19 protein-coding genes and 1 pseudogene are annotated in these 21595 nt (G+C 71.5%); 11 read left to right on the top strand and 9 right to left on the bottom strand.

Features of this window, described 5'->3' with window-relative positions; translation table 11 throughout:
- Positions 1-24: 24 nt before the first annotated feature.
- Positions 25-930 carry a lysyl endopeptidase gene (locus tag LNK82_RS02195; RefSeq protein ID WP_230565194.1) on the bottom strand — a complete coding sequence of 302 codons (906 nt, stop codon included), beginning with the start codon at positions 928-930 and terminating at the stop codon, positions 25-27.
- Between the two features lie 332 nt (positions 931-1262).
- On the opposite strand from LNK82_RS02195, the gene LNK82_RS02190 reads away from it, so the two are divergent.
- Together LNK82_RS02190 and LNK82_RS02185 are read left to right on the top strand one after the other, a co-directional pair.
- The gene (locus LNK82_RS02190) at positions 1263-3647 is read left to right on the top strand and encodes an NACHT domain-containing protein (RefSeq protein WP_230565193.1); all 2385 of its coding nucleotides are present in this window, start codon (positions 1263-1265) and stop codon (positions 3645-3647) included.
- A 61-nt stretch (positions 3648-3708) separates the two neighbouring features.
- A complete protein-coding gene (locus LNK82_RS02185) occupies positions 3709-4929 on the top strand; it encodes a hypothetical protein (RefSeq protein ID WP_230565192.1) in 1221 nt (406 codons plus the stop codon).
- Between the two features lie 48 nt (positions 4930-4977).
- On the opposite strand, the gene LNK82_RS02180 is transcribed toward LNK82_RS02185, so the two are convergent.
- Positions 4978-5532: an SgcJ/EcaC family oxidoreductase gene (locus LNK82_RS02180; RefSeq protein WP_308257143.1), complete on the bottom strand. Its 555-nt coding sequence runs from the start codon at positions 5530-5532 to the stop codon at positions 4978-4980.
- 322 nt (positions 5533-5854) lie between these two features.
- Here LNK82_RS02180 and LNK82_RS02175 point away from each other — a divergent pair, with 322 nt between their 5' ends.
- Entirely contained in the window at positions 5855-6928 is a 1074-nt protein-coding gene (locus LNK82_RS02175; protein WP_230565191.1) for a hypothetical protein, read from the top strand.
- Between the two features lie 11 nt (positions 6929-6939).
- Here LNK82_RS02175 and LNK82_RS02170 read toward each other — a convergent pair whose 3' ends face one another.
- The 5 genes from LNK82_RS02170 to LNK82_RS02150 all read right to left on the bottom strand — a co-directional run bounded on the left by LNK82_RS02170 (position 6940) and on the right by LNK82_RS02150 (position 11890).
- Positions 6940-7644, bottom strand: coding sequence for a hypothetical protein (locus LNK82_RS02170; protein ID WP_230565190.1), 705 nt, complete (start codon positions 7642-7644; stop codon positions 6940-6942).
- A 110-nt stretch (positions 7645-7754) separates the two neighbouring features.
- Positions 7755-8810 carry an ABC transporter ATP-binding protein gene (locus tag LNK82_RS02165; RefSeq protein ID WP_230565189.1) on the bottom strand — a complete coding sequence of 352 codons (1056 nt, stop codon included), beginning with the start codon at positions 8808-8810 and terminating at the stop codon, positions 7755-7757.
- Complete coding sequence (locus LNK82_RS02160) at positions 8810-9631, bottom strand: carbohydrate ABC transporter permease (protein WP_230565188.1); 822 nt, start codon at positions 9629-9631, stop codon at positions 8810-8812. The genes LNK82_RS02165 and LNK82_RS02160 overlap by 1 nt, the downstream gene beginning before the upstream one ends.
- Positions 9628-10512: a carbohydrate ABC transporter permease gene (locus LNK82_RS02155; protein ID WP_230565187.1), complete on the bottom strand. Its 885-nt coding sequence runs from the start codon at positions 10510-10512 to the stop codon at positions 9628-9630. Before LNK82_RS02155 ends, LNK82_RS02160 begins: the two co-directional genes overlap by 4 nt.
- On the bottom strand, positions 10499-11890 hold the full coding sequence (locus tag LNK82_RS02150) for an extracellular solute-binding protein (protein WP_230565186.1): 1392 nt from the start codon (positions 11888-11890) through the stop codon (positions 10499-10501). Before LNK82_RS02150 ends, LNK82_RS02155 begins: the two co-directional genes overlap by 14 nt.
- A gap of 288 nt (positions 11891-12178) precedes the next feature.
- On the opposite strand from LNK82_RS02150, the gene LNK82_RS02145 reads away from it, so the two are divergent.
- The 3 genes from LNK82_RS02145 (at position 12179) to LNK82_RS02135 (ending at position 13695) form a co-directional block, all read left to right on the top strand.
- A complete protein-coding gene (locus LNK82_RS02145) occupies positions 12179-12544 on the top strand; it encodes a DUF5684 domain-containing protein (RefSeq protein ID WP_230565185.1) in 366 nt (121 codons plus the stop codon).
- Positions 12545-12778: 234 nt separating this feature from the next.
- On the top strand, positions 12779-13378 hold the full coding sequence (locus tag LNK82_RS02140; RefSeq protein ID WP_230565184.1) for a hypothetical protein: 600 nt from the start codon (positions 12779-12781) through the stop codon (positions 13376-13378).
- Positions 13375-13695 (top strand): phosphatase PAP2 family protein, encoded by a 321-nt coding sequence (locus LNK82_RS02135; RefSeq protein ID WP_230565183.1) that lies wholly within the window; start codon positions 13375-13377, stop codon positions 13693-13695. Before LNK82_RS02140 ends, LNK82_RS02135 begins: the two co-directional genes overlap by 4 nt.
- 128 nt (positions 13696-13823) lie before the next feature.
- Here LNK82_RS02135 and LNK82_RS02130 read toward each other — a convergent pair whose 3' ends face one another.
- Positions 13824-14699, bottom strand: a complete 876-nt coding sequence (locus LNK82_RS02130) for an IS110 family transposase (protein ID WP_230565182.1) — start codon at positions 14697-14699, stop codon at positions 13824-13826.
- 16 nt (positions 14700-14715) lie between these two features.
- On the opposite strand from LNK82_RS02130, the gene LNK82_RS02125 reads away from it, so the two are divergent.
- From LNK82_RS02125 to LNK82_RS02105, 5 genes and pseudogenes are all read left to right on the top strand, one after another.
- Positions 14716-16509, top strand: a complete 1794-nt coding sequence (locus LNK82_RS02125; RefSeq protein WP_230565181.1) for a 3-methyl-L-tyrosine peroxygenase-related protein — start codon at positions 14716-14718, stop codon at positions 16507-16509.
- Between the two features lie 41 nt (positions 16510-16550).
- A complete protein-coding gene (locus tag LNK82_RS02120; RefSeq protein ID WP_230565180.1) occupies positions 16551-17528 on the top strand; it encodes a TauD/TfdA family dioxygenase in 978 nt (325 codons plus the stop codon).
- A gap of 73 nt (positions 17529-17601) precedes the next feature.
- A complete protein-coding gene (locus tag LNK82_RS02115) occupies positions 17602-18054 on the top strand; it encodes a hypothetical protein (RefSeq protein ID WP_230565179.1) in 453 nt (150 codons plus the stop codon).
- A pseudogene (locus tag LNK82_RS02110) lies at positions 17996-18678 on the top strand (transposase family protein). Before LNK82_RS02115 ends, LNK82_RS02110 begins: the two are co-directional and overlap by 59 nt.
- Before the next feature lie 128 nt (positions 18679-18806).
- Complete coding sequence (locus LNK82_RS02105) at positions 18807-19787, top strand: shikimate dehydrogenase (RefSeq protein ID WP_230565178.1); 981 nt, start codon at positions 18807-18809, stop codon at positions 19785-19787.
- On the opposite strand, the gene LNK82_RS02100 is transcribed toward LNK82_RS02105, so the two are convergent.
- Positions 19702-21564, bottom strand: coding sequence for a sugar phosphate isomerase/epimerase and 4-hydroxyphenylpyruvate domain-containing protein (locus LNK82_RS02100; protein ID WP_230565177.1), 1863 nt, complete (start codon positions 21562-21564; stop codon positions 19702-19704). The two genes, LNK82_RS02105 and LNK82_RS02100, sit on opposite strands and share 86 nt — an antisense overlap.
- Positions 21565-21595: the final 31 nt, after the last annotated feature.

Genomic DNA, 21595 nt, shown 5'->3' with positions numbered 1-21595 from the left:
ACGGCACCGCGCGACCGCGGTCGCTCATCGTCCGGGCCCGCCGGTGGCGGCGGAGGTCGACACGTCCTTGGCGCGAGTCGCGGAGTTGACCGCCGCCGCGTAGTCCGCCACGGTCCGTCCCGGGGCCGAACACAGTCGCATGTCGGAGTAGCGCCACAGGAACCCGCCGTAGATCGACGTGGTCTTGCCCATGTCCTCCAGCGTCTGCTTGACCGCTTCCGGCGAGTCGCCGTCCGCGCAACCCGAGCCGTTCTTGCACCACAGCCCCGGGTCGACCGACATGCCCAGCTCATCGACCCAATCCGCGGGGTCGTTGCCCGAGCCCCCCGCGTAGCACTGCAAGTAGACGCGGTCCACCAGGGAGCCGAGTTCCCTCATGACGGCCTGCCAGTAGCCCACTTCCTCGTAAGGCACGAAGGTGAAGTTCCGGTACCCGATCACCTCTGCCATCCGGGCGAACTCCACGGTCGAGTTCACGTCGTAGCACGATTCGTCGTCGCTGTTGAGCACGTCGACGCCGAGCTCGTCCCGCAGGGCCTCGAAGTTGCGGTACAGGATGCTGTCGGGCCCGGTGCCGCCGTCGGCGCTGCGCCGGTTGACCAGGCTCTCGATGTTCTCCCAGTCGGCGGCGCCGTAGGAGCCGATCGAGACCTCGACGCGACCGACCTTCGAGTTCTTCCTGGTCTTCAGGGACTTCACCCAGGCGGGCCACGTCCCGTCGCCGCAGTACTCCCCGTCCGACACGATCCGGTCCTCGTTGTAGAAGAGGTCGCCGTTCTCGTGGACGTGCAGGGTCCAGAGGATCACCGTGCCGAACCCGGAGGTCGCCAACTCGGCCGCGGTCTCCTCGCTGCCGGGGTAGGGGCCGTCGACGTAGATGGCCGCCCGACCGCCCGCTCCCGACCTCGGTTGCACAATCGCGTTGCCCATTTTCGACTCCTGCTCGGAACTGTTCCGGCCGTGCTCGGCCACCCGCCGTCCTACCCAGCGGTGGGACCCCCATGTGCACGACCTGGCACGTGCACTCGGACGAGCCTGGCGAATCAGCCCTCCGGGGAACGCGGTCACGCCACGTCCACGTGCGCCTGCATCGCCCGCGCCGGCCACCGCAGTAACCCTTCACCTGATCCGGGCACACCCGGACGGGCGACAACGGGCCGGTCATGGCGACAGGTGGTCAACGGGCACGCTCGTGGTGTCGGGGAAGGACGTCGACGCGGGAGCAGGCTGCGGATCACGTGGGCGGCAGGTCGGAGGTGGGGATGCGGTGGCGGTGGGTCCTCACGTGGCTGCTGTGCGCCGTCCTGGCGGCCGGTCAGGTGGCGGTGTGGGTGTGGGCGGAGCCCGAGCAGGCGGCGGACGCGGGCTCCGTGGTGGCGGCGGTGGTCGGCCTGTTCGGCGTGCTGACGGTCTGGGCGTGGCGGCGCGACCCGCGACGCGGACCGTCCACCCCCGGACAGGTGGCGGACGCCGCGCTGCTGCTGGCACGACTGGTGCGCCGGCAGTGGCAGGACGAGGCGGCGCTGCGGCAGTTGTTCGACCCGGCGCCACTGCCCGTGCGGTGGGCCGACTGCTCCCTGCCCGACGTCGGCGATCACCGGCAGCTGATCGGCGACCCGGTCAGCTGCCGGGCCGACGCGCCGCAGGAGCTGGCCTCCGCGTTCCGCGGCCTGCCCCGCCGCCGCCTGGTCGTCCTGGGACCCGCGGGATCGGGCAAGACCACCTTCGCCGTGCTGCTCACCCTCGCCCTGCTGCGCGACCGCGACCCGGACGAACCGGTGCCGGTGCTGCTCTCGCTCGCGTCGTTCGACCCGTCCCGCGAAAGCCCGCGAACGTGGCTGCGCCGCCGGATTGCCGCCGACTACCCGGCGTTGGCCGACGTGGAGACCTTCGGCCCCACCGCGATCGACGACCTGCTCGCCGACGGCCGCGTCCTGCCCGTGCTCGACGCTCTCGACGAACGCCCCGAACCCGGCCGCGCCGCGGTGCTCACCGCCCTCGACGACACCCTCGATCCCCACTCCCCCGTGGTGCTCACCTGTCGCACCGCCGACTACACCACCGCCGTGGCCGACGCCGGTGTCCTGACCGGCGCGGCCGTCGTGACACCCTCACCCGTCCGCCCCGACGACGCGGTCACCCTGCTTCGCCTGGCCACCCCGCCCGGCCCCCGTCAGGAGCGCTGGGACACCCTGGCCGAGCACCTGGCCGAGCACCCGGACGGGCCGACCGCCCAAGCCCTCACCAGCCCGCTCGTGGTGGCGCTCGCCCGCACCGTCTACGCCGACGCACCCGGTGACCCCACCGAACTCACCGACACGGGCCGCTTCCCCACCTCTACCTCCGTCGAGCACCACCTGCTCGACGCACTCGTCCCGACCCTCTACACCCGCGCTCATCGACAGGAAGCCGCCGGACGTCGCCGGCACCCGGCTCGGGCTCACCGGCACCTGACGCACCTCGCGGCCGGACTGCGACGACAGGGCACCTACGACCTGGCCTGGTGGCAGCTCTACCGGTGGACGCCGACGTCTGCTTCACCGCGGCGGCGGGTGCTGCTGTGGATGTCCGTCGTGGCATTGCTCGACTTCCTGCTGGGCAAGGCCTACGCACTGGTTCCCGGCGGCGGCCACGACCTGGTGCACGACGACGCCGTCGGGTGGCTGCTCCGCGCCGTGCCCGGACCTGCCTGCGTCATCCTGATCGCGGCCTGGCTCGCGCGACGCGCCCGCGTCCGGTCTCCGATCCTGACGGCGGCGCTCTCCGCGTTCGGCGGCGCGGCGGTGGGAGCGTGCGTCGTCACGGCATGGGACTTCGCGACCGGGCAGCGGAACGGCTGGGGAGAGGCTGTCGAGGACGTCCTGGGCCGGGCGGGCACCGGCGGAGTGCTGTTCGTGCTGGTGATCCTCGTGGCGGGCCTTCCCGTGCCACCCGCGGTCCCCAGCCGGGCCGGCTTCTCCACCCACCAGTGGCGCCACCGGTTGCCCGGAGCGGTGAGGTTGACCGGGGCGACCGCCCTCGTCATCGCCGCGATCTGCGGCGTCTTCACCTTCGGCACGGGCAGCGTCACCACCTCCGTCGGCGCCGCGTCGGCCGGGTTCGCGGGCGGGACGGTCATCGGCGTCGGGTTCGCCTTCCTGAGGTGGATCAAGAATCCCAGCGGTCTCCGCGACGTCGTCACACCGGCGTCGTCCGTCCGAGCGGATCGGCTCCTCGCACTGGTGGCGGGGACCGTCGCGGTCCTGGCGCCCGTGCTGACGGACGACGTCCCGTGGGCCCTCATCCGCTATGTCGGCCGCGACGGCTTCGACCCGGGTACGACGTTGCGCGGGGTGGTCTACGCGTTCTTCAGCAGTTCCGCTGCCTGCCTCGTGGTGGCCCTGAACGCCTCGGCCTGGGCGCACTACACCAGCGCACGGCTCGTGCAGGCGGCCAGGGGCCGCCTGCCGTGGCGGCTCCAGGAGTTCCTCGCCGAAGCCCATCGCCTGGGGATCCTGCGCCAGGTCGGCGCCGTCTACCAGTTCCGCCACGCACGCCTGCAGAACCACCTCGCCGCACGACACGACCACCCGGGTGACCCGTGGGCCGTCCCGACACCGCCACTCCAGCACGCGGCCGAGACGCGCAGGTCCACGCAGAGCGGCTGAGACGCGGTCACACCCCCGAAACCGCTCGCTCGCCCGCTCCTCCCGGCCCACAATGGCGTCGATGCGCCCAGCCCCTGCCGACACCCTCGCCGGGATGCTGCACCGCGGCCGCGGCCGGGGAGCGGTGCTCGCGACCACCGACCCGCACTCCGCCGACCTGGTCCACGACTGCGTCGCGCACGACTACCGCTGGGACTGGCAGGTCGACAGCCGCACGGTGTACCTGGCGCGACTGGTCCGCGATCTCGCCCTGCCGCCGCACCCGATCACCGCCCTGCTGCGGGACAGCACGGACGACCAGGCGACCCTCACCGTGGCCTCCCTGCTGGTGGCCCTCGGCAGCGCCGGGTCCCGCGAGGCCGTCACCGCCGTCCGGGACTACGTCCGCGACGGCCCGCACTGGATCGACGTGCTCGAAACCGCCGCCGCCGAGTGGCCCCACGCCTGGTGGGACGACCTCGCCGCCACCGCGCGGCACCGCCTGACCCCGGACGACCGCCGCAGCCTTCTCTGGCGCAGCGACCCGTGGCTGACCTGGGCGCGGCAGCACGCCTGGGCCACCCGACCCGACACCGACCGCGCCCACGGCAGACCCGACCCGCACCGCGACCGCCCCACCGGTGAACTGCTCGCGCTGCTCCTCGACCGCGACCTGCCGCCGGCCGCGAAGACCCGGGCGCTGTTCGAGATCACCCGACGCGGCCCGGAACCCGCCCTGCTGGACCTGGCGGAGCACCTCGTGCTGGACACCCCCGTGCGGCGACCCGTGCCCGGACTCGGCCGTGCCCTCCGCGCGCTGGGACCACGGGCCGCGGACCACGCGCGCCGCTGGTCGGCGGACCCCGACCACCCCCTCCGCTTGATCGCGACCCGCGTCCTCGCGACGCACGGCGACCACCGGGACGTCGAACTGATGCTGCACACCCTGGAACGCCCACCCGGCGACGACTGGTGCGGCTACGACGTCGCGGCCACCGGCCTGGCACGACTGCCGGGGTCGACCGCGGCGCACCGCGCCGTCCCCATCCTGGAACGGTTGTGGTCGGACACCCCGCACTCCTACGAACGCGCCGCCTACCTCGGCGCGTTGGTGGCGCTCAGCCCCGTGCGACCGGACCACCTGCTAATCGAAGGCCTGTGGGACTGCGAGGAAGACGTCCGGGCGTTCGCCGCCGCACGGGCGCCGCTCACCCGTGAGACCCGGGCACGCCTGCGCGAACTGGCCGACGACCCGATCGAAACCACGACCGTGCGCGCCGCGGCGGCGGACCGCCTGACCTGAGCGCCTGCTTCCGGTCCCCAAGAGGTCGCCGCGGACGGAGTCAGGCGGTCAGGTGTTGACCGGGCTGTTGTGGTACGCGGCCAGTTTCCACTGCCCGCCCTGGCGCACGACGAACCACGAGGCCCTGATCTCCCGGGTCGGGTGGACTTCCGTCTCGTCGGGGGCGAGCACGCCTCCCTGGGTGATCAGCACCGCGCTGTCGTCGTTGAGCATCTTGAGGTGGAGCGGGTCACCGGTCACCCGGGTGCCCCGGTACGGTCCCTCGAAGGCCTGGGCCATGTAGGCGCGGATGTCGTCTTTGCCCTTGCGGTACAGGCCGGGCAGGATCATCGTGCCGTCGTCGATGAAGAGCTCGGCGAACGCCTCGGCGTCCTGCGCCCGCCACGCCGAGGTCAGGTTCACGGGGAGTGCCGCGATCGCGGCGCGGTCGTCGGCATCCGGTTCGGTTCGGACGTGGTCTTCGCTGATGGCCATGTCTTCCTCTTTCGCCGTGATTCTTCCTGCTTCGCGGTTCGCCGTGGCGTCCGGGCCAGAACCTCCACTGTGGACTTCAATCCGCGCGGACTTGATTCCCGTGGACGTGATTTCCGCTTCCCAGGACAAGGCAGGACCGGGCCGGTCACGTCGAGGGAGCACGACGCGTCCACGACCACGTCCCGCAGATCACCGAGAGCCGCACCGCGTCCCGTTCCCGACGGCCAGTGCTTTGCTGCCAAAGACTTCTGCGGCACCGCTTCGACCGCGGTGGTTCACATCGTTCGCGTACAACAGATGGCGCGATACTTTCCCACTATTCTACATGGTGAACGCCTGGCCGGCCAACGCCTCGGCTCACGAATCCCCCACGACTCGACCAACACCGGGAAGGAGCCGCGCCGGGTGCACCGTGAGTGGAGAATGGTCGCAGGCGACGATCGGAGGCCGCATGGACCCGACGGACATCACCCGCGCGCTCGACCACCTGCCCGGCCTTCGAGTGACCACCGTCGCGAACGGGGTCCGCGTGCACGTGCCGGCCCTCGACGACGCGGTCCGGATCGACGCCGACGCGGTCCGCAGGCACCGCGCCATCCGCGCGCCCAACGGCGACCCCGCCGTGGAGTTCGTGATGGGTGACGAGCAGGGCTTGTGGCCGTTGATCCTCACCCCGGACGACGTCGTGTTCCAGCCGGTGTCCACCGGTGCCGTGCTGGACTCGGCCATCGAGTTCCAGGTCACCAACGCGCCCCACATCGTGGCCTACTCCGAGATGGAGCACGCCGCCGAGCACGCGGCCCTGACCAGCGAGCGGCCGGGGCCGATCGAGCTGGTGGGTGTCGGCGCGTCGCTGCTGCTGGTGCGGTGCCAGGTGGTCGCGGCCACGCTCGTCGGGATGCGGCCGGTGCGCGCCGTGGCGTGGTGGCGGCGCGCCTGGGAGGCGCTCGGCGGCGAACTGCCGTTTCCCCCGTTCCGCCCCGACCCGCTGTGGGACGAACTGGTGGCCGATGCCGCTCGGATCTCGGTGACGCCGTCCGAGCGACCCGGCCAGGCGGTCGAACCCGCGGACCTCGCGGCCTTCCGCCGGCTGGAGCCCGGGCTGACCGTCGTGGGCCTGGACGACGAGTTCGTGGCGACGTGGCGCGAGTGGGCGCCGATCAGCCCGTCCCGGTTCGCCGCGACGCTGCTCCACCGGCTCGACGGGGCGCGTGCCGACCTCGCCCTGTACCCCGGCGGGAGCGGCAGCGTCGACGTCGTCCTGCGCCAGGGCTCCGCCACGGCGCTGCTCCAGTTCAGCTGGTCCGACCGGGTCGAGCTGAGCGTGGACGAGGTCCGCATCGACGAACCCCTCAGGAGCACCGGCCTGTTCCAGCGGATGATGTTCAACGTCGACCGGCTGGCCGTGCTGCTGGGTTTCGCCCGGACGACGGTGCTGGCCACCGACATCGGCAGCATCGCGTTCGCCACGATGGGCTACCCGCGCGACCCGGAGCTGGTCCGGGAACTGCGGCACCACCGCTGACCGGCTCGGGCTCAGGGCAGCAGTTCGCGCCGCAGCCGCGTCATCGCCTCCGGCCCGACGGCGGTCTCGGTCGCCCGGAGCAACGTGGCGCAGAAGTCCTTGGTGCGTGCCAGGCCCGCCCGTGCGGCGGCGATCTCGGCGTGGATCCCGGTGCCCTTGGCGGCGGCGGTGCGCAGGTCCCGCAGCTCCCGCGCCCGGACCGCGCGCACGCCCTCGGCCACGGCGTGCGCGTACGGGCCGCGGTCGAGTTCGGCTCCCCCGCCTGCCTTGTCGACCAGGCTCGCCACCTCGCGCGACGGCAGGAAGAACAGGGTCGTGGTGGAGAACGCGCTCAGCGACGCCTGCCTGGCCCACCGCGTCAGCAGGCCGGACTTCTGGTCCACGACCGGGGCGAGTTCCGGGTAGAACAGCGGGTCGACGGTGGCCAGCAGCGGCTTCGCGTCGGACAGCTTCAGCCGCAGCGCCCCGACCTCGCGCACCTGCTCGGCCAGCACGCCCTCGAACTCGGCCGACGTCCGCGGCCCCGGCGAGTCGCCGGCCAGCTCCTCGGCGAGCACGAGCAGCCGTTCGCCGCGCACGCACAGCTCCTGGAGTGCCAGCACCACGCCGACGATGTGCGCCGCGACCTCGGCGTCCCGCCCCGACCGCCGGCCGTCGAGGAACCGCACCCAGTGTGACGACAGGATCTCCGCGAGCTTCGCCACCAACTCGAACATCGGACACCCTCCGCCGGAAGATCACCGAGTGTAGCGACGATCCGGCACGCCGGCGGCGTGCCTTGCGCGGTCCGGACCCACGTTGCGCGAGGTGCATTCCGCCGGACGGGTCAGCCGCCCAGCAAGCGGCCGTCGTCCGCGCCGTAGTACAGCAGCCTGCCGGGTGCGGCGGCGACGGTGAGGGACGCGCCGAGGGCGGGTTCCTCCTGCTCCGGCACGGTGAGGCTGATCAGCGTGCTGTCCGGGCAGTCGAGGGTCACCAGTGACGACACACCCAGGTTCTCGACCGTGGACACCCGGCCGGTGATGCCCTCGCCGGCCGGCGCCAGGTACTCCGGCCGCACACCGACCACGAGGGGCGTGCCGTCGGCCAGTCCCGGCGGACCCGGCAACCTCGCCCCGGCGCACTCGACGTGACCGTCGCGGGCCCGAGCTGCGATCAGGTTCATCGGGGTGGAGCCGATGAAGTTCGCGACGAACGTGTCGGCGGGCCGCTGGAACACCTCGCGCGGTGTGCCCAGCTGGCGGATCCGGCCCGCCTCCATCACCGCGATCCGGTCGGCCAGCGCCAACGCCTCGGCCTGGTCGTGGGTCACGAAGACGGTCGTGAGCGCCAGGTCGTGCTGCAACCGCTTGAGGAACGTCCTGGCCTCCAGCCGCAACCGCGCGTCCAGGTTGGACAGCGGCTCGTCCAGCAGCAGGACGTCGGCGCCCGCGGCGACGGCCCGACCCAGCGCCGCGCGTTGCTGCTGACCGCCGGACAGCTGCCCGGGCCTGCGGTCGAGCAGGGCGGACAGGCTCAGGCCCTCGGCCACCTCGACCGCCGCTTCGCGTTGTCGCGCTTTGGGTTCACGGCGCACCCGCAGCGGGTAGGCGATGTTCTCCGCCACCGTCATGTGCGGGAACAGCGCGTAGTCCTGGAACACCATCGCCACCCCGCGCCGACCGGGTGGCAGCCGCGTCACGTCGCGCGACCCGATCGTGATGGCGCCCGCCGAGGACGGCTCCAGGCCGGCGATCGTGCGCAGCAACGTGGTCTTGCCGCAGCCGGACGGGCCGAGCAGCGCGAACAGCTCGCCGTCCACGACGCCCAGGTCGAGGGCGTCCACCGCGCGCACCCCGTTGGGGTACACAGTGGACAGCCCGGTGAGGTCGATGCGCGCCATCAGCTCTTGATGCCCCCGTGGAATCGGAACCCGTAGCGCTTGTCCACGAACACGTACAGCAGCACCACCGGGATGGAGTACAGCAGCGAGAACACCGGGATCACGGTCAGGTTCGCGCTGCCACCCTCGTCCTGCAACGTCCGCATCAGCACCGCCGCCGGCTGCTTGCCGATGTCGCGCAGGAGCAGGAACGGCAGCAGGAAGTTGCCCCACGCGTTGACGAACGACCACACCAGGATCATCGCGAGCCCCGGCCTGGCGATCGGCAGCACCACGTGCCCGAGCACCTGCCGGGGCGAGGCGCCGAACACCCGCGCGGACTCCTCGTACGAGCGCGGCACGGAGTCCACGAAGTCCTTCAGGATGAAGATGGCGGCGGGCAGCATGCCGCCCGCGATCACCAGCGCCGTGCCCAAGCGCGAGTCGACGAGCCCTAGCTGCAGCATCAGCACGAACAGCGGCACCATGGCCGCGGTGCCCGTGACCACGCTGGACAGCAACAGCAGCACGTACAGCAGCACGTCCCGGCCGGGGATGCGCACGCGGGACAGCGCGTAGGCGGCCAGGGCGGCGAACGCCGTCGTCACCGAGGTCGCGACCACGCACAGCACCAGCGAGTTGACCAACGACCGCACCACGTAGGGGTGGCCGAAGGTAGCGATCACGTTCGCCGACGTCCACTCCGGCCAGCGCAGGCCGAACCCCGGCCGCGCGTCGAAGGGCGCACCGGCCAGCCACAGCATCGGCACCGCGAAGAACGCCAGCACCACCGCGATCAGCACGTAGGAGCCGATCCGGCGCACCACCCACGCCGGCGTCACGCGCGCCTGCGCAGCAGCCGCAGGTACACCAGCGCCACCACCAGGTTCCCGACCAGCAGCAGCAACGACATCGCCGACGCGTACCCGAGCCGCCCGCTCTCCAACGCCTGCCGGTAGATCAGCACGGGCAGCACCTCCGACTCGTGGTTCGGGCCGCCCGCGGTGAGCAGGAACGGCGTGAAGTCGTTGGCCGTCCACAGGCTGATCAGCAGCGTGTTGGTCAGCACGTGCCCGCGGATGTGCGGGAACACCACGTCGCGCACGGTCTGCCAGCCGCCCGCGCCGGCCAGCCGGGCGGTCTCCAGGTGCGACGGCGGCACGGCTCGCAGCGCGGAGGTGTACAGCAGCACGGAAAACGCCGTGCCGCGCCAGACGTTGAACACGATCAGGCTCGCCATCGGGTACTCCACCAGCCACGCCGTCCCCGGTCGGCCGAGGAGCAGGCCGAGCGTGCCGCCGTCCCGGCTCAGCACCGCGAACCACAGGTAGGCGACGACCGGCCCGGGCAGGATCCACGCCAGCAGCACGAAGGCCTCGACGGTGCGCCGCAGCCCCGGCCGCACCCGGCGCAGGAACCAGGCGAGCGCGAAGCCGAGCGCGTTCTGCCCGACGAGCGCGGAGCCGAGCACGAACAACGCGGTCAGCCAGAGCGAGTTGGCGAACAGCGGGTCGTCCAGCGCGGTGGCGAAGTTGTCCAGGCCGACCACGCTCGGCTCGGCCGCGGCCGGTCCGGCCAGCTGGTAGTCGGTGATCCCGATGTAGAGCGTCCACAGCGCGGGGAACACCAGGAACAGGCCGACCAGCAGCAGCGCCGGCGCGAGGAAGCCGATCGCCCGCGTGGTGCCGAGCCCCGCCGGGTCGCGGCCCTCAGCCGCCCGCAACGGCGTCCTCGCCGACCGCCTTGACCAGCGCTTCGTGGTAGGAGCGGGCGGCGTCGTCCGGGCTCCGGCCCGCCACCACGTCGGCGGTCGCCTGCTGCAACGCGGCCGACACCTTCGGGTAGTCCGCCAGGCCGGGCCGGTACCGGGTGATCGGCAGCACCCGTTCGGCGATGAAGGCCAGCATCGGGTCGCCGGCCAGCACCTCGTCGTTCACGTCGGTGCGCTGGGTGACCTGCGCGGCGCCCGCCAACGCCGACTTGACGGCCTCGGCCGAGTTGAGGAACTCCATGAGCTCCCACGCCTGCCGCGGGTACCGCGTGTTCGGGTTGATCACCCGCACGCCGCCGCCGGACGTGCTGACGAAGTCCTGGCCGCCGACCCCGGCCCCCGGCACGCGCGCCGGGATCAGCGCCCACCCGACGGCCGTGTCCCGGTCCGCCATCTTGGCGACGCCGACGCGGGGCTCGACCACCGAGCGCCAGAAGTAGTCGCTCTCCAGCAGGATGCCGATCCTGTGCTCGGCGAACATCGCGAACGACCGGTCACGGCCCTTCGCCTCCTGCTGGAGGATCGGGTCGCCGAGCCCGTCCCGGTAGACGCGCTGGTAGAGCGACAGGACGTCCTTGACGCCGGCCGTGGAGCCCTGCCACTTGCCGTTCTCGTGCACGGCGGCGCCGGCGCCCGCCAACGCGGGCAGCACGCCCTGCATCGTGGTGGCCTCACCCATGGCGGTCCCGGCGTTGAGCTGCAGCGGCCAGACACCGGGCAGCGACTTGAGCTTCGCGGCGGTGTCGAGGACGTCGTCCCAGCTGCGCGGCTGCCAGTCGGTGGGCAGGCCGGCCTGCGCGAACAGCTTCTTGTTGTAGAACAGCACCCGGCCGTCGGTGCCCATCGGCACGCCGTAGCGCCTGCCGTCGAACTCGCCCAGGCCCTGCACGGCGTCGGGGATCTGCCGCCAGCCGTCCCACGCGTCGACCTCGTCCGCGCCGACCACCTCGTCCAGCGGCTCGACGTGGCCGGCTTGGGCGAACTCGCCGAGCCAGATGCCGTCCAGCTCCACGATGTCACCGCCGCCGCCGGTCTTGAGGTCCAGCGCGACCTTCGTCTTGAAGTCCTCGTCGCCCGCGCCGTTCTGCTCGAAGCGGACCGTGGCGTTGACGCCCTTGGCCCGCTGCGCCTCGGTGAAGCGCGGGATCACCCAGTTCGCGATCCAGTCCGCGCCGCGCGCGTTCTTCCCGCCCGCCACCGCGTTGGCCGTGATCGTCAACGTGACGTCCTGGGCGTCGGCGTTGCGCTCCGGATCCGAGTCCCGCGACTGGCCGAGGCACCCCGCGAGCAGGCCCGTCACCGTCAGCAGGACGACCGTTGTCCGCCGCATCGCGCCCCCTCGCCAGAGTGCACGCCACTACGCCACCCTCAACATGGCACCCCGGCCGTTCGATCGCAGCACCTCCGGCCGTCATCACCCGTTTGATGGCCGGACACCCGCCGGCCGGCGATCCGGCGGGCTGGAGCACTGGATTGATCTCGAACAGCTCACGAATCGGCCAACAGCGGTGCGTCCGCCCTCGCGGGCTGGGAACGTCCGCGCCACGACCGGTTGGGGGAACCCCGATGCGTGCGATCAGCGCGCGCAACTCCGCCGGTTGCCGGAAGGAACCACGCGGTGAACCAGACCGACTCGTCCGCCATCATCGTCCCGGCCATCATCGGCCTCGTGATCGGCATCTTCCTGATCGTGGCCATGTGGAAGGTGTTCGCGAAGGCGGGCAAGCCCGGGTGGGCGGCGATCATCCCGCTCTACAACATCTACGTGCAGCTCAAGATCGTGGGACGTCCGGGCTGGTGGCTGATCCTGTTCTTCATCCCGATCGTCAACATCGTCATCTCGCTGCTCGTCGCGATCGACATGGCGAAGTCGTTCGGCAAGGGCAGCGGGTTCGGCGTCGTCGGCCTCTGGCTGTTCGGGTTCGTCGGCTACCCGATGCTGGCCTTCGGCGACGCCACCTACCGCGGCCCGGCGGCCGTCTGATCGCACACCCCCGACCCCGGCTCGGCCACCTCCGTCCCACGCGACGGCGGTGCCCGAGCCGGGGTTTTCCGTTCCTGCGTGGAATTTCCCGAACAGGTGACGTCTCCGTCCGGTCATGGCCGGGATTCGAGAGGCCCCTTCCCGCCCACGCAGGCGTGGTGCTGCGCCTCCCGGACCCCCGGCGATACGTTGCGCAGTCGTGTCGATGCGGAACGGATGCACCCGGGGTTGACGATGACCATGACACGCCGCACGGCGGTTCACACGGTTCTCGCCCTGACCGCGTCGCTCGCCCTCGCGCCGCCGGCCCCCGCCGAGGCGAACACGTCACCGAACTCGGTCGTCGACTGGGACCTCCACGCGCAGACCGCCATCTGGGACATCGCGCAGCAGGCGCCGCCGCAGGTCGCCGGACGCGGTTTCGCGATGGTCAACGGCGCGGTCCACGACGCGGTCAACGCGATCACCGGCACGCCGTACGAGCCCTACCTCCTCGCACCGCGGGCCAACGGACGCGAGTCGACCGACGCCGCCGTCGGCACGGCCGCCTACCGGGGTGCTGGACGCCATCTTCCCTGCTCAGCAGGAAAGGCTGCGCACGCAGTACCACCAGTAGCTCGCCGGCATCCCCGAGGGACCGGCGAAGCGCGGCGGCATCCGGGTCGGCGCACAGGCCGCCACCGCGATGATCACCGCACGGCACGACGACGGCGCCTTCGACCCCCGCCCCTGGACCGTCGGCACCGAGCCTGGTCAGTACCGCCCCACTCCCCCGGCTTCGACAACACCGGCGCCTGGGTCGGCTTCCTGAAACCGTTCGCCATCCGGGCGTGACCATGTTCCGCACCCCCGGACCGCCCGCCCTCACGAGCCAGGCCTACACCCGCGACTTCGACGAGGTCAAGCGACTGGGCTCGACGACGAGCACCGCGCGCACCGCCGACCAGACCGACGCGGCGCTGTGGTGGCACGACCGACGCTCCGTCAGCTGGGGCATCAAACGGGACCTCGCCGTCACCCAACGACTCGACGTCCTGGAGACCGCGCGCTTCTACGCGCTGGCCGACGTCACCGGCGCGGACGGCTCGATCGCGTGCGCGAACGACAAGGCGTCTCAAGCACGCATTCGTGGGACTCGAGCCACCTTCTAGACGAAGGTTGTGAGTCACGACCCCGACTTGGCAGCGACGACGTCGATCAGTCCAGGTGGGACGGATCCCACACGAGGCACCCGGAATTGTCACCGTCCGTACGCCTCCACGAGGCGGAAGTGAACGTCTCAGCGCTTGTATGTGCCATGTCGGTGGTCGCACCAAGATCCGTCAAGGCCGATGACACCTGCACCAATGCAGTGGGCGTACACCCTGCAAGGACGACCTCGCCCGATCACGCGTCCTGTGCCTGGTCGCTGGTCCGGCCTCGTCTTGCGTTGCTCGACCGGCACCGCACAGGCGACCGCGAGGAGGCGCGGACGCTGACTGGTCCTAACAAAATGATCACCGTGGTGGCGTCGGGCATGTCCGATATAGATCATGTTCGGTCGTGAGGAGGGTGAGTCGCCGCCGTGGCTCGTCCCGGACGATCTGTCAGAGCGGATCGAGTCGTTGTTGCCGGTGGTGCCGCGCAGAACCCGCAATGCCGGTCGTAAGCGTCTACCCGACCGGCTGTGCCTGCAGGGCATCCTGAGCAGTTCGCGCAGCAGCGCGTGCAGCTGGTTGACCGTGCGGGTGCGTTGTCGGGTCAGATTGCCGCGCCGCTCGTCCAGCATGCTCAACACCGTCGAGGCGTCCTCGGCCACCACTGGGGCGGTCTCGCCACGCAGGGCGGCCACCGCGGCCGCCGCGGCGGCGTCCAGGACGTCGTTCTTGGGTCGGCCGCCGCGCGAGAGCTCGCGTATCCGGGCGGTGGCCGTGGGCGGGACGTCGACCACGGTCTCGCCCCGGGCGATCAGCCATTGCGCCAGGTGCCGGCCCAGACCGCGGGCGTTCTCCACCGTCCAGCGCCGCTCGCTCCACCTCCTGGCCCAGGCCAACAGCCGACGGTAGTCCCCCAGCGTGGCCTCCGCCCGGATGGTGCCCAGCGTGCCGTGGGTCGCGTGGTCCAGTGCCGCGGCCGTGTGGCTGGACTTGTGCGGGTCAACCCCGATCACGATCATCGATCACAGCCCTTCCTTGCCGGACAAGGAGGAACCGCGATCGACATTCCGACTTCCGGTTTGTGGAGCCCACTCCTCTGTTGAGTCAGACCGCGGCCGGCGCCGGGCCGGGCCACAAACCCCCGGAGAGCCAACCCTGTCCAGGGTGGCAGGAAGCTCACGAGCGAGCCCGGCCCAGCGCCTCCGGCAAGCTACAACTGGTGATCATCCAGTCAGCCTGGCCGGTACCTACATACAAGTCGGAAGCTCAGCACACACGTTCCCCGCCGTCACCGAGGAGACGTTCTTCCCACAGCTGCCGATCGTCGTCCCCGAAGAAGGCCCCGACCTCCTCGGTGACGTGCTCGCACTGCTCGACGCCAACACCTACGGCGGCATCATCAAGGTCAACGACTCCCACTCCGGCACCGCACCGTTCCTGCCCACCCACGGCGAAACCGGACTCTCCGGCGGTCTGTTCGGAGAGACCTACTACCCACTCCTGCGGGCGACCCACCTGCAAGCGGTCGCCATCGGCACGGATGTCGACATCGCCGACGCGCTGGTGACCGTGGACACCGGCTCCCGTCCTTGGAGCGGCCCGGCCGCAGTGGTGACTCGTCGTCATCTCAGGTACCCGGAAATCGCCGGGGTGGCGGCAGGTGGGATACCCGATCGGGTGGCCCCGCAGGATTTGCGGGCCGGGATACTCGAGGTCGTGGATCCCCCAACGGCTGCCCGGTATCCGCCTGTCGCCGTGTTCAGGGACCCGGGACCCGGCGGGACCGTCCCTGACCTCGATTTTTCCGCGCGTGCCTCGGCGCAACGAACCGCTGCGGCGTTGGCCGCGGTGCCCACGCACGCCGGGCCCGTTGAGCGCACCGCCGCCCTGAGGCGGGCTTCGGCGGTCGCGGACGGGTTGGTGGCGGCGCTGTCCGCGCGTGGCGCGGCCGTGGTCGGTGAGGACCTCTCGGCCGAGTCGACCAGCCAGTCGTTCTTTCGCGTGCGCGAGGTGGACCTGTCGGACGACCAGGCCGCCTGGCACGGTGCTTCGGTGGTGCAGCGCGGTCTGCGGGACCTGTGCGACGCGCCGTTGTCGGGTGCCGACCTGGCGGTCGAAGTCGCGGGCATGGCGCAGGCAGTGCTGGACCTGACCGGGGCCGGCAGCCCGGACGGCCCGCTCGGCGAGCCGTTCCCCACGGCCTGGGCAGCCGAGGAGACATCGCTGGAAGAGCGGTGGACCGCCCGGTGGATCGTCGGGCACCAGGTGCACGTGCTGTTCAACGTCTGCGCGGCAGTCGCGGTGACCGACGCCGCGCACCACCTGCGCCATGGGGCAACCGAGGCCGCCCTGCGGCGGCTGGGCCACGCCACCGCCTTCGTACGCGGCTTCCCGGCGGCCATGACCCACGCGAGCACGATCCCGGTCGAGTACTACGCCGCCGCGGTGCGGCCCTCCATGCAGCCGCCCGAGGTGGCGCGTCCGTTGAGCGGACGACAACACCGTGGTTACAAGACCTTCCGCACGGCGATGAAGGACCTGCTCGCGGTCGTTCCCCAGCCTTATGGGCAGTTGGCCGGCCGTGACCCGGAACTCGCCGCCGCGCGTGACGCGCTGCTCGAAGCCGACTTGATCGACAGCGAACGGCACGTCACCCTCGCCTACTCGATGGTGCGTCTGCGACGCTCGATCGCCCAGCTGCCCGACGGCCCGGACAACGCCGTGGGCGAACTGCGGCTGATGCGCCACCGACGGGCGGCCCAGTACGCGCCGCTGCTCCGCTTCGGAGACCACTACATCGCCGAGGCCGTGGCCGCCCTGCGGCACTGACCCGAACCAGCCGCCCGCGCCGGAACCAGGAGCGAACACCGATGCCCGAGACCGCCACCACCGCGACCGCCGTCCTGGAACTGGGACCGTCCGACACCGCCGAGGTCGACCGCATCGCCCGCGCCCTGTGCTCCGACCGGCATCCCGTCGACGCGCCGGAGTGGGTCGAGCGCGCCCGCGACGCCTGGGACGAGCTGCCGTTGGCGTTGCGGCGCGGTGTGCGCCGGTTCCGGCGGCATTCCGGCCCGCACGGGGTGCTGGTGATCCGAGGGCTGCCGGTGGACGGAGCGGCGCTGTCGGCCACGCCGTCGAGGCCGGAGTCGGTGCAGCGCGAGGCCACCGTCGCGGCGGCGGTGCTGACGATGGTGGCGTGCGGGCTCGGCGACCCCGCCGCGTACCTGGCCGAGAAGTCCGGTGCCCTCGTGCAGGACGTCGTGCCCGTGCCGGGCAAGGAGAACTTCTCCGGCAACGCCGGGTCGGCCCTGCTGACCTTCCACAACGAGAACGCCTTCCATCCCCACGAACCAGACCACGTGCTGCTGCTGTGCCTGCGCGCCGACCACGACCGCACCGCCGCCCTGCGCACGGCGTGCCTGCGGGAGGTGCTGCCGCTGCTTCCCGAAGCCACCCGTGACGCGCTGTTCGCGCCGGAGTTCATCCTTCGACCACCACCGTCCTTCGGCGTCGACAACACCACTCGCGCACCGCAACCGCTGCTGTTCGGCGCGGTGGACGATCCGGACATGCGCATGGCCCAGATCGCCACCACCCCGGCGACCCCGCGGGCCGAAGCGGCACTGGCCGAACTCGCCCACGCCTTCGACACCGCCGCCCGCACCACCCGACTCACCCCCGGCGACATGGCCGTCATCGACAACCGGATCACCGTGCACGGCCGCACCCCCTTCCGCCCCCGCTACGACGGAGCCGACCGCTGGGTCCAACGCACCTTCGCCCTCGCCGATCTCCGCCGCTCCCGCGACCACCGCCCCGACGACGGCTACGTCCTCACCCGATGACCACGGACTTCCACCGGACGTGTCGCCCGATCGATACGTGGCCCGCCCGAGTCGGGCGTGATTCGCTCAAGACATGAACACGATCGAGGAAGCCGGCAACAGATCAAGGCCCGACGGCTACCCCTACGCGTTCCACATCGCCCTGGACGGCAACGGGCTCAACGGCCTGGAAGGCCGCGTGGGGTTCTGCGTGTTCCAGTACGACCCGGTCAGCGGACGCCACACCTCCCGGATCGAGTACTACGACGGACTTTCCGGCGGCCACGCGATCAGCCTCAGCCCCGACCGGCGCACCGGGTTGCTCGGCAACACCGGCCAACATCTGGCGTTCTACGACACCGCGCGACCCGAGGAAACCGAACGGTCTCCACTCTCCGCTTCGAACCCACCGACTCCTCGATCAAAGGCAGCACCCACGCGGTCTGGCTGGACGGCTCGACCGGGATCACCGCGGTCGGGGAGTCCTTCTGGCAGTTCGACGTCGACCACCTCACCGCCGCCGAGAACATCGGCGCGCACGGCTTGAAGCTCCCCCACGCCATCAAGCGCGCCGGATCGGCAGCAGGTGACGCAAGCTCGACCCCGGCCGCCAGGCCCTCCTGGTCCTGGCCCATCTGCGCTGCGGCGACACCTGCACCCGCCTGGCCGCCGGATTCGGCGTCGGTCTGGCCACCGCCTGCCGCTACATCCACGAAGCCGTCCAACTTCTGGCCGCGTTGGCACCGGACCTGGCCGACGCGATGGGAGTCGTCGTGTGCAAGGCCTATGTCGTCCTCGACGGCACCCTGTTGCGCATCGACCGGATCGCCGCGGACCGTCCGTACTACTCGGGAAAGCACAAACGCCACGGCATGAACGTCCAGGTCCTCGCCGACCCGGCCGGGCGACTGCTCTGAGTCTCGCCCGCGCTGCCGGGTTCGGTCCATGATCTGACCGCGGTCCGGTCCGCGTCCCCTACCACGGCAGATGGCACAACCTCTCGCCCGGCCAGCAGGCGGTCAACCACTCCCACGCCCGCATCCGCGCACACGGCGAACGCGCCGTCTCCACCCTCAAGAACTGGCGGCTACTGCGCAGACTCCGCTGCTCCACCACCCGTATCACCGACCTGACCAGAGCCGTCCTCACACTCCACCTCAACGCCGGATGAGGTTGGAAAGGCTCACTGGTTGTCCGCGTAGTACAGCATGACGCGCGCGTTGCGGCTGCGAGCGCATGCCTCGTCTTTCGCGAGGGCGACGAATGGAGTACAAGTAACTATCTAGTACGTTCATTATCGTGGACGGGGTGGCGGCTGTGGCGGGAGTGCGCGACGAGGACCGTTTCCTGATCGGCCTGGTCGGGTCGGGTATCGGGACGTCGTTGAGCCCCGCGCTGCACGAACGCGAGGCCGACGAGTCGGGGCTGCGCTGCCTGTACCGCACGCTCGACCTGATCGTCCTCGGCCTGCCGGCGGCGGCCGTCGGCGACCTCCTGGCCGCCGCGAGGCTGACCGGCTACGACGGCCTCAACATCACCCACCCGTGCAAGCAGGTCGTGCTCCGCCACCTCGACGGGCTGTCCCCCGAAGCCGCCGCGCTGCGAGCGGTCAACACGGTGGTCTTCACCGACGGCAAGGCCATCGGCCACAACACCGACCTCGCCGGCTTCGCCCGGAACCTCCGGCTGGGCCTTCCCGACGCCCCGCTCGACCAGGTGGTCCTCCTCGGCGCGGGCGGCGCCGGGGCCGCTGCCGCCCACGCGCTGCTGGAAGCGGGCGCGGGCGCCGTTCACGTCTTCGACGCCGACCGCCACCGCGGTGACGTGCTCGTCGGCTCCCTGCGCGACCGCTTCGGCCCGGACCGCGCCCTGGCCGGACGCCTTGACGACGACCACGTCACGCTGGCCCGCGTGCTGCACGACGCGGACGGCCTGGTCAACGCCACACCCGTTGGGATGACCGCGTACCCGGGACTGCCACTGCCCGCGCACCTGATCACGTCGCGGCTCTGGGTGGCCGACGTGGTCTACCGGCCGCTGGCCACCGAACTGCTCCGGACGGCACGCGCGCGGGGCTGTCGGGTGCTCGACGGTGGCGGCATGGTCGTGTTCCAGGCCGCGGAGGCGTTCCGGCTCTTCACCGGCCGCGAGCCCGACGCGGACCGGATGATGCGCCACTTCGACGCGCTCGTGCTCAGCGCGGGCGGGGATCGGGTCGGTCGGCGGCTTCCCGGGTCAACCGGAACTGGCGATGTGCGGCCATCCGCACCGGCGAGTTGACCGCGCCGTAGCCCTGGTACCCGCCGATGCGCTGGACGACCTCGAAGAACAGGTGCGATCCCAGCATGTGCGTGTAGAAGTGGAGGAACTGGCCGTGCTCGTCCTGGTCGTAGAGCACTGAGCACTCGCGCAACGAGGCGAGTCGCCCGGGCGGCAAGGCGAAGCGCGCGTCGAGGTCGTCGTAGTAGTTGTCGGGGATGTCGAGCAGGGGCGCGCCGAGCGCACGCATCGCCCGAGCGCTGGCCACCACGTCCTCGGACGTGAAAGCGATGTGCTGCGGGTCGGGCACGGCGGGCGCCCAGTCGCCGCGCCGCAGCGCCGCCACGTTCAGCGCGATACGGATCCGCCGGTCGCGATCGGTCGCCGAACGGCTGCGGATCAGGCCGAACGGTGCGGCGAACTCGGTCTCGGGCTCCGGGCGCAGGCCGAGCGCGGCCCGGTAGAACAGGGCGGTGCGGTCGAAGTCGTCGAACGGCTCGGTGAGCGAGACGTGGTCGATCCCGGTGATGCCGCAGGTGTGCACCGCCGCGGGCTCCGCCGCCGTGAAGTCCGCCGTCCAGTCGCCTCCCGGGCGGCAGAAGACGAGCGTGACGCCGTCGGGCGCGGTGACCGCCGGGTCCGCACCACCACCGGAGTCAGTCGGGGCGAGCAGCCGTTCCGCACGCCGCGCGGCGACCGCCGGGTCCGGGGTCTCCACACCCAGCGCGCCGATCCGCACGCCACCGAACCCGGTCGTCCGGACCACGATCCGGGCATCCCCCTGCTGCCACAACCGGGCCGAGCTCGACTCGTCGTGTCCCATGTGGACGAAGCCGAGACCGGCGAGCACCGGCGTGGGGTCGGGAGCGCCGGAACCGGCGGTGGTCAGCTCACAGAACGCGTACCCGGTCGGTTGTGGCGCGGCGGGCAGGTCGGCGACGCCCATCCGGTCACGGACGCTCACCGGACCCGTGGTGGCGATGTCCTCGCGGAGGAGCAGCAGCGAGCGCATGGCGTCGACCGCGGTCCGGGCGGGGTCGGCCTGCCGGAAGACGTCGTTGAACACCTCCAGCGACACCGGGCCGTCGTAGCCGGTGGCCACCACGGTGCCGGTGAAGGCGGCCAGGTCGAACGCACCCTGACCGGGGAAGAGCCGGTGGTGCCTGCTCCACTGCAGCACGTCCATCCTCAACCGGGGCGCGTCCGCCAGTTGCAGGAAGAAGATCCGCGAGCCGGGGATCACCCGGATCCCGGCGATGTCGCTGCCGCGGGAGAGCACGTGGAAGCTGTCCAGGCACAGCCCCAGCGCGGGGTGGTCACCACGCCTGACGATCCGCCACGAGTGCTCGTAGGTGTTCACGAAGCGCCCCCACGCGAGCGCCTCGTACGCGATCCGGATGCCCCGGTCGGCCGCCCGGCACGCCAGCGCGTGCAGCTGCTCGGCGGCGAGGTCGTCGTCGTCGACGGCGTCCGGCGAGACCGAGGAGCACACCAGCACGGTGTCCACCCCGAGCTGCTCCATCACGTCGAACTTGCGCTCGGCCCGGCGCAGGTTCGCCGCGAGCACGTCCGGCGGCACCGCCTCGAAGTCGCGGAACGGCTGGTACAGGTCGATCGACAGCCCCAGGTCCGCGCAGCGGGCACGGACCTCCCGCAGCGACCAAGGCGAGACGACCAGGTCGTGCTCGAAGATCTCGACGCCGTCGAAGCCGGCCGCGCCCGCGGCGGCCAGCTTGTCCTCGAGCGTGCCGGACAAGCACACCGTCGCGATGTCCAGGTGGAGTTCCGGGCCGTCCATCGTCGCCTCCGCAGTGCCGCGGACGTAATGA

The sequence above is a fragment of the Saccharothrix luteola genome (genome assembly GCF_020859565.1).
Classification (GTDB): Bacteria; Actinomycetota; Actinomycetes; order Mycobacteriales; family Pseudonocardiaceae; genus Actinosynnema; species Actinosynnema luteola.
This window is presented reverse-complemented; position numbering and strand designations above follow the sequence as displayed.